The organism is Paenibacillus sp. 19GGS1-52 (genome assembly GCF_022369515.1).
Lineage (GTDB): Bacteria > Bacillota > Bacilli > Paenibacillales > Paenibacillaceae > Paenibacillus_AQ.
The window spans coordinates 2,831,697-2,844,375 of the sequence record NZ_CP059724.1; the positions used below are offsets into that span (position 1 = coordinate 2,831,697).

At 41.2% G+C, this 12,679-nt stretch carries 14 protein-coding genes; 13 read left to right on the top strand and 1 reads right to left on the bottom strand.

All coding sequences use genetic code 11. The annotated features are described in order from the left end of the window. The 10 genes from H1230_RS13475 to H1230_RS13520 all read left to right on the top strand — a co-directional run bounded on the left by H1230_RS13475 (position 1) and on the right by H1230_RS13520 (position 7,809). Positions 1–1,809: an autotransporter outer membrane beta-barrel domain-containing protein gene (locus H1230_RS13475; protein WP_239716075.1), complete on the top strand. Its 1,809-nt coding sequence runs from the start codon at positions 1–3 to the stop codon at positions 1,807–1,809. A 15-nt stretch (positions 1,810–1,824) separates the two neighbouring features. Next, positions 1,825–2,094: an XkdW family protein gene (locus H1230_RS13480; RefSeq protein WP_239716077.1), complete on the top strand. Its 270-nt coding sequence runs from the start codon at positions 1,825–1,827 to the stop codon at positions 2,092–2,094. A 1-nt stretch (position 2,095) separates the two neighbouring features. Continuing rightward, positions 2,096–2,233, top strand: coding sequence for an XkdX family protein (locus H1230_RS13485; RefSeq protein WP_239716079.1), 138 nt, complete (start codon positions 2,096–2,098; stop codon positions 2,231–2,233). Between the two features lie 25 nt (positions 2,234–2,258). Beyond that, positions 2,259–2,525 (top strand): spike base protein, RCAP_Rcc01079 family, encoded by a 267-nt coding sequence (locus tag H1230_RS13490; RefSeq protein ID WP_239716080.1) that lies wholly within the window; start codon positions 2,259–2,261, stop codon positions 2,523–2,525. Then, on the top strand, positions 2,507–3,097 hold the full coding sequence (locus H1230_RS13495) for a hypothetical protein (RefSeq protein ID WP_239716082.1): 591 nt from the start codon (positions 2,507–2,509) through the stop codon (positions 3,095–3,097). The genes H1230_RS13490 and H1230_RS13495 overlap by 19 nt, the downstream gene beginning before the upstream one ends. A gap of 5 nt (positions 3,098–3,102) precedes the next feature. Beyond that, on the top strand, positions 3,103–3,240 hold the full coding sequence (locus H1230_RS13500; RefSeq protein WP_239716084.1) for a hypothetical protein: 138 nt from the start codon (positions 3,103–3,105) through the stop codon (positions 3,238–3,240). 34 nt (positions 3,241–3,274) lie between these two features. Further along, a complete protein-coding gene (locus H1230_RS13505; RefSeq protein WP_239716086.1) occupies positions 3,275–3,688 on the top strand; it encodes a phage holin family protein in 414 nt (137 codons plus the stop codon). 29 nt (positions 3,689–3,717) lie between these two features. Beyond that, positions 3,718–4,350 carry a glycoside hydrolase family protein gene (locus H1230_RS13510; protein ID WP_239716088.1) on the top strand — a complete coding sequence of 211 codons (633 nt, stop codon included), beginning with the start codon at positions 3,718–3,720 and terminating at the stop codon, positions 4,348–4,350. Positions 4,351–4,459: 109 nt separating this feature from the next. Continuing rightward, a complete protein-coding gene (locus H1230_RS13515) occupies positions 4,460–6,178 on the top strand; it encodes a recombinase family protein (RefSeq protein ID WP_239716090.1) in 1,719 nt (572 codons plus the stop codon). Positions 6,179–6,192: 14 nt separating this feature from the next. Continuing rightward, positions 6,193–7,809, top strand: coding sequence for a YifB family Mg chelatase-like AAA ATPase (locus H1230_RS13520; protein WP_239716092.1), 1,617 nt, complete (start codon positions 6,193–6,195; stop codon positions 7,807–7,809). A gap of 1,235 nt (positions 7,810–9,044) precedes the next feature. Here H1230_RS13520 and H1230_RS13525 read toward each other — a convergent pair. Beyond that, the gene (locus H1230_RS13525; protein WP_239716094.1) at positions 9,045–9,473 is read right to left on the bottom strand and encodes an organic hydroperoxide resistance protein; all 429 of its coding nucleotides are present in this window, start codon (positions 9,471–9,473) and stop codon (positions 9,045–9,047) included. Positions 9,474–9,618: 145 nt separating this feature from the next. Between H1230_RS13525 and H1230_RS13530 the strand changes: the two genes are divergently transcribed. The 3 genes from H1230_RS13530 (at position 9,619) to sucD (ending at position 12,629) form a co-directional block, all read left to right on the top strand. Continuing rightward, complete coding sequence (locus tag H1230_RS13530; RefSeq protein WP_239716096.1) at positions 9,619–10,083, top strand: MarR family winged helix-turn-helix transcriptional regulator; 465 nt, start codon at positions 9,619–9,621, stop codon at positions 10,081–10,083. A 394-nt stretch (positions 10,084–10,477) separates the two neighbouring features. Further along, on the top strand, positions 10,478–11,638 hold the full coding sequence (sucC, locus tag H1230_RS13535) for an ADP-forming succinate--CoA ligase subunit beta (protein WP_239716098.1): 1,161 nt from the start codon (positions 10,478–10,480) through the stop codon (positions 11,636–11,638). Between the two features lie 61 nt (positions 11,639–11,699). Continuing rightward, entirely contained in the window at positions 11,700–12,629 is a 930-nt protein-coding gene (gene sucD / locus H1230_RS13540; protein ID WP_239716100.1) for a succinate--CoA ligase subunit alpha, read from the top strand. The last annotated feature ends 50 nt before the right edge of the window (positions 12,630–12,679 follow it).

The following is a 12,679-nucleotide window of genomic DNA, read 5'->3' on the forward strand; positions in this document are numbered from 1 at the left end:
ATGGCAACAACAAATTATGGTTTACCGATTATCACAAGCACAATGACAGGTGATGTTCCAAGAGATATGAATGCTTTAGCCAATGCAACAGATACTGCTTTATTGAGCGTAAAGAATACAGCAATGGCAGCATTTACAGGTGATATTACAAAGGCAGCAGGAAGTACATCAACAGCTATCACAGCAGGAGTCATTGTAAATGCAGATGTTAATGCGGCTGCAAATATCGACGCTTCCAAAATTGGTACAGGAGTTGTAAGTAATGCTGAATTCAATTATTTGGATGGGGTTACATCTGCAATTCAGACACAAATAACATCAAAACAGTCAATATCTGAGAAAGGTGCTGTTAATGGCTATGCTCCATTGGATGCAAATGGTTTCTTGCCAGCGACATATTCAGGAGCGATAACGGGAGATATTACATCTGCTGCTGGTAGTAGTGTATCCGCCATTACCGCTGGAGTGATCGTTAATGCTGACGTTAATGCAGCGGCTAATATTGATGCAACTAAGATAGGTACAGGTATAGTATCAACAACTGAATTTAACTATCTTGACGGAGTTACTTCTTCTATTCAAACACAAATTGCTGCAAAGCTACCAACGGCATCCTATACGGCTGCTGATGTACTAGCAAAATTATTAACGGTAGACGGTGCGGGTAGCCTAGTAGACGCTGACACACTGGACACCTACCATGCCGCAGACTTTCCAAAACAGACAACGGCAGCGCTGACCTACTATGTGCGGACGGACGGAAACGATGCCAATACGGGGCTGGCTAATACAGCGGGCGGGGCGTTAAAAACCATACAGGCGGCGATATGGAAGTTACCGCGCATTGTAAACAGCCTGGTAATAATTAATGTTGCAGCGGGTACGTATGCCGAAGATGTTATTATTGCAGGGTTTTCAGGGTCTGGTGTTATCCAAATTGTAGGTGACACAGTATTAAGTTCTACACGGTCTATTCAGTCACTAAATCTTTCTAGTAATGCACTACGTACTGAGGTTTATGGAGTAGCTACAACAAAAACGACAACCGCAGGCTTTACTGTGAGCGGCTGTATTAATGCTTACTTAGCCCGTTGCGTTTGTATAACGGCCTCGTCATTCCAAGGGTTTTATATTGAAGAGGGCAATTGCCATATGGCAGAATGTCAAGCAAGCAACAGACTTGCGGGGGTTTATGCGCATGTAAACGGTAAAGTGCTGGTACAGAATATGACGGGTAGCGGCAACAATGTAGGATATAGCGCCTCTTATGGCGGTCAAATTTCGGTTGGTGCTTCTACAATAACAGCAACGTCATTATACACAACGTTTTACGGTGGTGTTATTTTCGGTAATGATGTTGGCGGCGCTGTTAACCCATGGGGAGATAGTACTAGGGGAACTAGATCAGGGGTATTCTATTATACAAACGCCACACAGCCACTTACTGCAAACGTGAGCGCTAAAGTACTATTTCAAAACTCTTTATTCCCTGACGCACTTTCTGAATTTAGTTCAAGTCGTTTTACTGCAAAAGGTGGTATAGGGTTATACAGTATCAGCGGTATTATGGGGTGGCAATCTGGTATTTCTTCTACAACAACATCCATAGAAATATTTTTATTTAAAAACGGAGCGTTACACCTTAATTTAGGCCGAGTTTCAGGTTTTACGCTAAATAATCCGCAAGTACCTTATTGCGCCACTGTTGAACTATACCCTGGCGAATACATTGAAATGTACGCTTTGACAAGTACCGCGAGTGTACTGAATTCAAATATAACAACATTCTCAGTGGTTAGAATCGCATAAGAAGGGATGAAAAATATGAATATAGCACAAGTGATCATGCACCTATACCCGACAGCTAACCAAATGATTGATTTTATGGTACAAGATAATTCAGACGGCAACGGCCCATTCATAGCCTTTTGGAATCTACCAGAGCCACAACCGACAGAAACCGAATTACAGGCAGCGTGGGAGGCTTATCTAGAAGAACAAGCAAACAAGCCGCCAGTACTAACTGAGATCGAGCAGTTACAATCAGAAGTATCTTCACTATGGTATGAAATTATGACGATAGGAGGTGCATGAAATGGTATGGTTTAATCGTATAAAGAAGTTTTACGATGCTGGTTTCTGGACGAAAGATATGGTAGCCGACGGAGTTGTGGCTAAGAAAATAACAGCTGAACAGTATGAAGAGATTACAGGAGATATTTATATTACCTAATTACAACAAGAGAGGATGAATTATAATGAGAATTTTCGCAGCCAAATTATTAGGAAGTAATGTATCTGATTTCGGGTCTGTTACACCAAGCAACACAGTCAATTTGACTACTCAGGCTATTAGTATTGCCGTAGCAGGTACAGCAGGAACAGTATCTGTAGTGAAACCAGATGGTACATCCGTTATTATTCCTTCTGCATTATTGCCTGTTGGACAATTTGTACCATTTCCAGCAACTAGAATTAATGCAACCGGAACAACAGCAACCGAAATATGGGTAATGTACCAATGATTATCGGGGCTGGCGTAGGTGTAGGATTTGGTTATGGAGTAAGAGCAAAAACATTCAAAACATATGTCAAAGACAGTTTTGATAGAGCTGACGCGACAACATTAGGTACATCCGAAACTGGACAGATATGGGCTAGTGCGATGAAAATAGCCAATGGCAAGGCGTATGCTGATGCTTGGGTAACAGCAAAAATTAACGCTGGCTATGCTGATTATGAGATTAGTTGTGATGTTACCAGAGGGATAAGTACAGCCTGTTCATTAGGGTTTCGTTTAAGTGCAACTAATGATGCTGACCGCATGGAATTGATATTGAGCGGCAGTACTGTACAAATCAATAAAAAGGTAAACTTTGTATCAACTAATCTAGGCAGCTATACACGTGCTTATGTATCCGGTGAGATTATTCAGCTTAAGGCTATTTGTGTTGGTTCAAGCATTAAATGTTATGTCAATGATCAATTGATCTTTAACATTACAGATGCTGAATTAATTACACGTACATATGTGGGTATTTTCCCCAACAATAGCACACTCATTAAATACGACAACTTCTTAGTAAAGGAGGTTTAGTCACTATGACTAATTTACTAGTAACTAAAATAGGTACTGGAGTAGAAGGGGATTTATATCGCCCTGATACAACAGAGGAGCGCTGGCAGATTGTTGAAACTAGAGATACAGAGTATGTGATTGAATTAATTGAGACTAGATAATACGTCTCTTTTTTTATGAATTAGGGGTGATGAAATGGAACATATAGGTATAATTCTAAAATTAATAATTGGACTTATCTCAGGAATAGTATCATGGCTAATAGGTGGATTGGGACTGGTTTTCACCGTTTTGCTTGCATTGCAAATGATAGATTTCATAACAGGACTTATGGTTGGGATATATGAGAAGAATATAAACTCGCGAATTGGAACTAAAGGACTTATTAGAAAAACATATGTAATTTTATTGATTGGTGCTGTATATATGGTCGAGTCCGCTATGTTGGGTAGTCATGGAATAATCACAGATGGAATATCTGCTTCTTTTTGTTTGGTTGAGTTCGTGAGTATTGTTGAAAATGGTGGCAAAATGGGTGTTCCACTTCCTGATAAAGTTAAGAATTTGATTCTGGTGTTGAAGAATAAGGATAAATCAGAGGTTGAATAAAAATACGAATAAAGGGAGTAGTCATCAATATGAGTAGAAAAATATCACAGGCAGGAATCAGCCTAATCAAATCATTTGAGGGTTGCAGACTTGCAGCATACAAACCTGTTCAGACTGAAACCTATTATACAATTGGATGGGGTCACTATGGATCAGATGTTAAAAAGGGTTCGACTATAACACAGTCACAAGCAGATGATATGTTAGTGTCTGACCTTGCTAAATATGAATCATATGTTAATGACACATCGTATGTACCCGTTACAGCACAGCTTAATCAGTACCAATTTGATGCACTTGTAAGCTTCTGTTATAACTGTGGTAATGGCAACCTTCGAGCGTTATGTAAAGGCCGTTCAATTAAACAAATTTCAGAAAGTATTTTCAATTACAATAAGTCAAGCGGTACTGTTTTAGCTGGTTTAGTGAGACGTAGAAATGCAGAATTAGAATTGTTTAATAAGGTTGAACAGGTTGTAATCAAACCAGAGACAACGGGGAATGATGATGTGCAACTAATTAAGCAAATTTTAACTAAAGATAACAGCGTACATAATGGATTCTTGAAAGATAATGTGAATTATGTTCCTGCTGAAGTTATTGAAGCGCTTGGTCATAAAGTGTCATGGGACAATGTCAACAAGAAACTGTATATCTCATGATTTATAAGGTGTGATGCTAATATGGCATTGCACCTTTTTTTTCGTTTTGACAGCGATGGTCTATTGATAAATGATATAATAGGAAACATAAACCATCAAGGAGGAAAATATGATAACTGTTGCTGCTTATGGTAGGGTAAGTACTAAACATGATGATCAATTAAATTCACTACAGGCACAAATTAATTACTATTCAAACTACACAAATGACAAGGAAAACATGCAATTACATAAGGTTTATCATGACACATTATCTGCAACAAGATGGGAAAAGAGAAAAGGTTTTAGAGAGTTATTACATGATGCTGGATTAGATATTGCTACAAGTGATAAGGGTACTATTATGATTGAATTAAGTGATAGAAAGCCTTTATTTAATCGCATTCTTGTTAAAGATATTTCTCGCTTCACACGTAATGTAAATGACAACAGAATATTTACCTTACTTAGGGATAAAGGCGTATATATCGACTTCACAAATATGAACCTATCTACTGAGAATATGTCTGAGGAAACTATGCTACAAATTATGATGGTGTTCTCTCAACGTGAATCACAAGATAGATCAGAGAAGGTATTGTTTGGACTTAAAGAAAGTGCTAAAAATGGACGCATCAGAATGAAAGATAATTTCTATGGTTATAGGCTTAATAAAGAACTTGATACGTTAATAACTTTACCAGATGGTACACAAGTATTATCTAACAGTTTAGAAATTGTTCCTGAAGAAGCAGAAATAGTTAGAATGATATATGGACTATATATAGAGGGAAATGGGCTTAGAAAGATATTGCAGTATCTAGAGGCTAATGGAATTCTACGTGATGGAAAACCGTTTTCGCAGACAACAATTAACAGGATGTTAAATAATCCAGCATATAAAGGTGTTCTTGTTCGCAATAAGATGGAGTCTCCATTAGTTTTTAGTAATAAAAAATCTGCAACGCTTAAAGATGAGAAGGAATGGGAAATATTTGAGAATAGAATCCCTGCTATTGTTGATGCTGATACATTCGCAAACGCGCAAAAAGCGAGAGGGGGAAGGATTAATCAGGATAGAAAAGGTATTAAAACACAACACGGAAAATATTCTGGTAAGATTAAATGTGAAAAATGTGGTAAAGGTTATGTTCAAAACCGTGATAGGCATGGGAATTTATTCATGAATTGTGCTACAAGGAAAACAAAAGGAGTTGCTGTCTGTTCAGCGAAAAATGTTAGAAACGATTTGATTGATGTTGCAGTAAATGAATTTATAGGAACAGGACTAGAAGAAACAATCATGAATTTTAAAAAAAGTTATACTGTTGAATTAAACAATTTAAAAAAGGAATTGTATGGAAAGATTGATAACCAGCAGATCAGGGAATCAGAAGCATTACAACTAAAGATTAAAGATGTTATGGAGCGAAAAGAAAGATTAGGTATGTTGTTTGTAATGGGTAATTTCAATGAAGAAACATTACAAAAGATGGCTGCTGAAATAGATATGGAATACGAATCATTATCACAAAAATATCAACGTACCATATTATCAAATGAAGAATTACAGGAGGAAATAAAAGATATAGACGATACTATTAAGAGTCTAAAAGATTTCAAATTTAATAAGGAAGTCACCGGAGATACAATAATGAATCTAATTAGCAGTATTGGTGTTATGAATTACAGCGGTATTGATAATGTGACTTCTAATGAAAGTAATAATAATGAAGGATTTATATTCACATTTGAATTTAAAATGTTTGAACGATTAAATCAAATCGTAGAAAAGTATAAGTTAATGGGTAAGGTGCATACCGAAAACACCATCAGTGTGATACTGTGAAATAAGTATGGTCTATGTTACTACTAATAAATATTATAGGACTGCCAGACTCCGCCATTCGTGAAGCAGTAGAAAGGGTGCGAGCTGCCGTTAAAAATTGCGGCTACCGTTACCCTCAGCAACGCATTACGATTAATCTGGCTCCTGCCGATCTGCGGAAAGAAGGCTCGGCGTTCGATTTGGCCATCGCACTGGGTATTCTGACGACTAGCGGCCAATTGATCATGCCTGCTGCCCAAGAGATGCTGTTGATCGGTGAGCTTGCCCTCGATGGCAGTCTGCGACCCGTAAGCGGAGTTCTACCCATGGTGGAAGCTGCCCGTAGAGCGGGTATACAGGCTGTACTGCTCCCCAAAGAAAATGCTGCAGAAGCTGCACTAATCAGTGGACTAACTGTGTATGTCATGGATCATTTAAGGGGTCTGGAAAATTCGGGTGAGACAACCTCAGCAGTTGAACCGGAGGTTATTCCTGCCGAGTTTGTTTCGGTGGAAGCCGTATCATTTTCACCTCTACCTTTTCCTGTGTCAACGAGCACGGGTTCAGTTTCCAGAGAACGGCCTCCAATATTGGCAATTTCCCTGGAGCATCTCCGGTATGTAGTTCCTGTACATAACTCTTCTCCAACAGACCATTCTTTGCGCATGAGAAATGAAATGTTGGATGATTATAGTGATGTATTGGGTCAGCAGCATGTCAAGAGAGCGTTAACTATTGCCGCGGCAGGGATGCATAACATCCTCCTGATGGGTCCTCCAGGGACAGGGAAAACGATGCTGATCAAACGTCTGCCAGGCATCCTTCCACAGTTATCTGACAGCGAGGCACTAGAGGTGACCAAGATTTTCAGTGCTGCCGGAAAGCTTAAGGATGCTCATAGTGGTTTACTGCGCAGCAGGCCCTTTCGCTCACCGCACCATACGATTTCAAGCGCAGGACTTATTGGCGGCGGAGGAATCCCCAAACCGGGAGAGGTCAGTTTGGCTCATCGCGGGATTCTCTTCTTGGATGAGCTCCCTGAATTCTCCCGCAACGTGCTTGAAGTGCTGCGCCAACCGCTGGAGGATGGGGTTGTGACGATAAGCCGTGCACGGGCTTCTTTCACATTCCCCGCTCAATTTATGTTAGCCGCATCTATGAATCCGTGCAGCTGTGGTTTCCTCGGAAGTGGGAACCCACTACAAGGTTGTTCGTGCAGTCCTGCCCGTATTGCTCAATACCGGGCAAAAATTTCTGGGCCGCTTCTGGACCGGATCGATTTGCAGGTTGATGTCCCCCGTCCCAAGGATTGGGGTAAGCAAGGTACAGTTATATCCTCGGCAGATATGCGTGCCGAAGTTGTAGCAGCCCAAGCAATACAAGCTGAGCGCTATCAACACTTGTCCATCTCCTGGAATAGCGAGCTTTCCGGGGCTGCCCTTCGTCGTTATGCTAATCTGGGAAAAGAGGGCACTCAGCTGTTGCATAGTATTTTGGAGACACTGGGTCTAAGTATGCGAGCACATGATCGAATTATTAAGCTCTCCCGAACGATAGCTGATTTGGCTGGCGCGGCTGATATCAGCTCCGCACACCTGGCAGAAGCGGTGCAATATCGTAATTTGGATCGTCAGGTGACATCAGAAGAATAAATAGCTGAGCAATATTTCTTAACTCTTGCAGTAGTTCGATTTGATCGTAATAAGACCAAGCCATACTGAATTATACCGGTTGGCTTGGTGACAACGATGATTAGTGGGGCTCCTCGTTATAGTGCTCTTCAACAAATCGAACGAAATAAGTTAATTCCCCTTTGGCTTGAACTGATAGGTGTTATTAAGCTTTTCGGGTCAACGTTTAGAATATATACAGTCAACTGAAAACTCGTTCAGCGCATGTGGTGGGCGTTCGGTAGTATTGGAGAAATACTTTGGCCATGAAGCCTATTTTGCCTCTAGAAACTTGGGACAGTAGATCTCTTATCCATCTGAAGTATTGAAAGTCAACCACCTAACTGGTTTACCTCTCATATCACCATTTGTAAACTTTAAATTTTTAAAGAAAATGAATACTCAATCTGCTTTCTCCCTAGAAAACACAAAAGAGAACCCTTCGGTTCCCTCTTTTTGTAGAACATTTAGATGTTGATCCAATCTTTCCTTTGGCTTCTCTTCTGGCTTAGGTGGAGCCATCTTCAAATATGATTGAATAGTTACTCCCATCTGAATAGCATACTTTTACATCTTAATAGCATATTGCTGTTAGATTGATATTAGAGGATTCTTGAATCTGAGTGTGTTCTTTTCAACTCCCTGACTAACTCCAAGTGTTTCATTTTCTTGGTTTCAGATATGATATAACACAACATAAAAGACTACCTCTTAAGAAGTAGTCTTTTATTGTTCAGTTCAGTTGTATATTTAACAATGAAAACAAAGCCCAAACCAATATAGCTAAAAATAGAGAAATTAAGAATCTACTCATTTTTCCCCTTTTGTCAAGGAGCAAATACATCATTATAAAAGATATTATAGGACTAAGTACTAAAGATGTGATTATAACAATTTGTTCCATAGGTATCTCCCTTTTTATTGTGAAAATTTCAAGTGAAAGCTAAGTTTGGTTGGGCAGTATGGCAGTATGATTATAGTATACATTATTTGGTATTGTTCATAAATCCGTGCCTTGCGTTTTGTTCCCCAAATGTGCTCACAGGTAAGTCATCAAAACACACTTGAGACAGTTTTTTTGTGTTGGAAGCGAAGCCATATTTATATTCCATCTGAACACACGAAAACAAGCCACTCAGACATAATCCGAAGGCTTGTTTTTGTATGTGCTTACCCCGTAAAGGGGAATTATTTAATTATCTTTAACACAATATAAATTACAATACATTTAGCTCAACAGCAATATTACCGCGGGTTGCACGGGAGTAGGGACATGCTTGATGAGCACCTTCTACAAGTTTAACGGCAGTTTCGTGGTCTACGCCTTTAACGAGTACATCAAGTTTAACTGCGATACCGAAGCCGCCATCTTCGACCTTGCCGAAGCTTACAGTAGCTGTTACTTCGCTGCCTTCGATCTTAATTTTGCCTAGACGTGCAACCATGTTCAGAGCACTATCAAAGCAAGCAGAGTATCCAGCTGCGAACAATTGTTCAGGGTTCGTACCTTCGCCGCCAGCACCACCCATTTCGCGTGGAGTACTGATTGTAAGGTTTAGTTTAGGGCTTTCTGATTCTATAAATCCGTTTCTTCCACCTACTGCTTTAACTGTAGTTTCATACATTTTTTGTTGGATGGTCATCATAATATATCGCTCCCGTTTCTGATAATGTATTGTACACAATATAATATAACACAATTAAAATAATAATCAAATTATTTTTTGCTATTAACATGAAGTTGAGAGTGATTTATGCTAAAATAAAATCATAAAGGCAGGTGAAGAAGACATGACAAAGATGACAACAACTCCAGAGTTGCTGCTAGAGAACCAGCTCTGTTTTACCATTTATGCTTGCTCACGAGAAATTACGAAGTTATATCAGCCTTATCTGGACAGTATCGGGGTAACTTATTCTCAGTATCTGGTAATGCTTGTATTATGGGAGCGGCGCCAATGTACAGTAAAGGAAATAGGTGAGGCACTTTTTCTGGATTCAGGAACATTGACTCCGTTGCTTAAACGTCTACAAGCCGCAGGATTTATTTTGCGCGAACGTTCGTTGCAGGATGAGCGTAAAGTTCTGATCTCTCTAACAGAGCAGGGATGGGCTCTACAAAATGAAGCTGCTTGTATTCCTAGCAAAATGATGGAAGGAACGGCGATGACTGGCGATGAATTCGTTGATCTGCTGGCCCAGTTTAAGAACCTGCTGGGACGCGTTCACGATACGAATCTCCTGTCGAAAAAGTAAAGTTTCAGCACATGTCAATGTAATTGATCGCATTCCGGCATGGAATCAAGCGAAAACGTGTGTACAAATATTGAAAGTAATTAAGGAAAGCGTTTCAAAAACATGTTACACTATTCTGGGTTTCCTTTTTAGACATAACAGTAAATATAAGCTCAGTCTTGTATTTTTCTGATATGCCTCTTGCAGGAAATGTGTGCCGTTATTCGTCAAGGGACAGCACCGTTTCTGCTTGATCCGGGACCGGGATAGTGTATTTTTTGTTTCCGGCCAAAGACCAAGACCTAAGCGGCAATCAAAACGGAACGCTGAAAAACTGCGGGCTGCCTGCAATAATTCACCGTCAAGGGTTTATGCAAAGATGCTTATGCTATCAAACTTTTAGGAGGCTTCCGGTATGAATATCCACGAGTATCAGGGAAAAGAAGTACTTAAGAAGTACGGTGTATCCGTGCCGAATGGCAAAGTAGCGTATACAGTGGAGGAAGCGGTGGAAGCCGCACAGTCGCTGAGCACACCGGTAGTTGTTGTGAAGGCGCAGATTCATGCTGGAGGACGCGGTAAAGCTGGAGGCGTTAAGGTCGCCAAGAGTATTGACGAAGTGCGGACTTACGCCGCAGAGATTCTTGGCAAGACATTGATTACACATCAGACTGGACCGGAAGGTAAGCTTGTAAAACGGCTGCTCATTGAAGAGGGTTGTCAGATTGTTAAGGAATATTACATCGGAATCGTTGTGGATCGGGGTTCAGGGCGGATCGTTATGATGGCCTCTGAAGAGGGCGGTACAGAGATTGAAGAGGTAGCAGCAACGCATCCGGAGAAGATTTTTAAAGAGATTATTGATCCGGCAGTGGGACTTCAGACCTTTCAAGCTCGCAAGCTGGCGTACAGCATTGCCATTCCAAACGAACTCGTAGGGAAAACGGTCAAGTTTATGCAAGCGCTCTATTCCGCCTTTGTGGATAAGGATTGTTCCATTGCGGAGATAAATCCACTGGTTGTTACAGCTGATGGAAATGTAATGGCTCTCGATGCTAAACTGAATTTTGACCCTAATGCTTTGTTCCGTCATAAAGATATTCTGGAGCTTCGTGATCTTGATGAAGAGGACGAGAAAGAGATTGAAGCCTCAAAGTATGATCTCAGCTATATCGCGCTTGATGGCAATATTGGCTGTATGGTGAATGGTGCGGGTCTGGCCATGGCGACGATGGATATTATTAAATATTATGGCGGCGAGCCCGCCAACTTCCTGGACGTAGGGGGCGGTGCGACTACCGAGAAGGTTACAGAGGCGTTTAAGATTATTTTATCAGATGCCAAAGTAAATGGAATATTCGTCAACATCTTCGGCGGTATTATGCGCTGCGATGTGATTGCTAATGGTGTTGTGGAAGCAGCTAAACAGCTGGGCTTGACGAAACCTCTGGTCGTGCGTCTTGAAGGGACTAATGTCGGACTCGGCAAGCAGATTTTGGCCGGTTCGGGACTTAATATTACCACTGCAGATTCAATGGCGGATGGTGCGCGTAAGATTGTAGCACTTGTACAGTAACAGCAGATTTAGTAGGACCAGTTCTCGTATATGACAAATTCAGTAGGGATGTGACTAAGGCATGAGCATTCTTGTAGATAAAAATACGAAAGTCATCACGCAGGGTATTACAGGTTCAACGGGCTTATTTCATACCAAGGGAGCACTGGATTACGGCACGCAAATGGTTGGTGGGGTAACGCCTGGCAAAGGTGGGACCTTTGTTAACATCACTTTGGAAAATGGCAGCGAGGTTAGCTTGCCAGTATTTAATACAGTAGCTGAAGCCAAAGCGGCAACCGGTGCAACCGCCAGTGTAATCTATGTACCGCCAGCTTTCGCAGCAGACTCCATTATGGAGGCAGTGGATGCGGAGATCGAATTGGTTATTTGTATTACAGAAGGTATTCCAGTGCTGGACATGGTGAAGGTATCGCGTTATATGGAAGGTCGCCCTTCGATATTGATCGGTCCGAACTGTCCAGGTGTGATTACTCCAGGTGAATGCAAAATAGGTATTATGCCAGGTTATATTCATATGCCGGGTTATGTCGGAGTGGTCTCACGCAGTGGCACTTTAACGTATGAGGCGGTGCATCAGCTTACCACACGTGGAATCGGGCAGTCCTCTGCTGTGGGTATTGGTGGCGATCCGGTTAAAGGCTCCGAGTTTATAGATATCCTGAAGCTGTTTAATGAAGATCCAGGTACAAAGGCCGTTATCATGATTGGTGAGATCGGTGGAACAGCAGAGGAAGAGGCTGCCGAGTGGATCAGCAAATATATGACTAAGCCTGTAGTTGGTTTTATTGGTGGGGCCACGGCGCCTCCAGGTAAAAGAATGGGGCACGCAGGTGCGATTATTTCCGGAGGTAAAGGTACTGCTAGTGAGAAAATCGCTGTGCTGGAAGCCTGCGGAATTAAGGTAGCTCCTACCCCTGCCGAGATGGGCTCCACGCTTGTGAGTGTCCTGGAAGAACGCGGTATTCTGAATGCTTTTACCACACACTAATCCTGTAGTGAAGTAAGGCTAGGAAAGACTCTACAATACATGGTGTTTTC

What these genes read in the sequence shown, in the direction of transcription:
- H1230_RS13485 (WP_239716079.1), top strand. Translation starts at nt 2,096, where the DNA reads ATGGTATGGTTTAATCGTATAAAGAAGTTTTACGATGCTGGTTTCTGG.
- H1230_RS13515 (WP_239716090.1), top strand. Translation starts at nt 4,460, where the DNA reads ATGATAACTGTTGCTGCTTATGGTAGGGTAAGTACTAAACATGATGAT.
- H1230_RS13520 (WP_239716092.1), top strand. Translation starts at nt 6,193, where the DNA reads ATGTTACTACTAATAAATATTATAGGACTGCCAGACTCCGCCATTCGT.
- sucD (WP_239716100.1), top strand. Translation starts at nt 11,700, where the DNA reads ATGAGCATTCTTGTAGATAAAAATACGAAAGTCATCACGCAGGGTATT.
- H1230_RS13500 (WP_239716084.1), top strand. Translation starts at nt 3,103, where the DNA reads ATGACTAATTTACTAGTAACTAAAATAGGTACTGGAGTAGAAGGGGAT.
- H1230_RS13475 (WP_239716075.1), top strand. Translation starts at nt 1, where the DNA reads ATGGCAACAACAAATTATGGTTTACCGATTATCACAAGCACAATGACA.
- H1230_RS13495 (WP_239716082.1), top strand. Translation starts at nt 2,507, where the DNA reads ATGGGTAATGTACCAATGATTATCGGGGCTGGCGTAGGTGTAGGATTT.
- H1230_RS13490 (WP_239716080.1), top strand. Translation starts at nt 2,259, where the DNA reads ATGAGAATTTTCGCAGCCAAATTATTAGGAAGTAATGTATCTGATTTC.
- H1230_RS13525 (WP_239716094.1), bottom strand. Translation starts at nt 9,473, where the DNA reads ATGATGACCATCCAACAAAAAATGTATGAAACTACAGTTAAAGCAGTA.
- sucC (WP_239716098.1), top strand. Translation starts at nt 10,478, where the DNA reads ATGAATATCCACGAGTATCAGGGAAAAGAAGTACTTAAGAAGTACGGT.
- H1230_RS13480 (WP_239716077.1), top strand. Translation starts at nt 1,825, where the DNA reads ATGAATATAGCACAAGTGATCATGCACCTATACCCGACAGCTAACCAA.
- H1230_RS13530 (WP_239716096.1), top strand. Translation starts at nt 9,619, where the DNA reads ATGACAAAGATGACAACAACTCCAGAGTTGCTGCTAGAGAACCAGCTC.
- H1230_RS13510 (WP_239716088.1), top strand. Translation starts at nt 3,718, where the DNA reads ATGAGTAGAAAAATATCACAGGCAGGAATCAGCCTAATCAAATCATTT.
- H1230_RS13505 (WP_239716086.1), top strand. Translation starts at nt 3,275, where the DNA reads ATGGAACATATAGGTATAATTCTAAAATTAATAATTGGACTTATCTCA.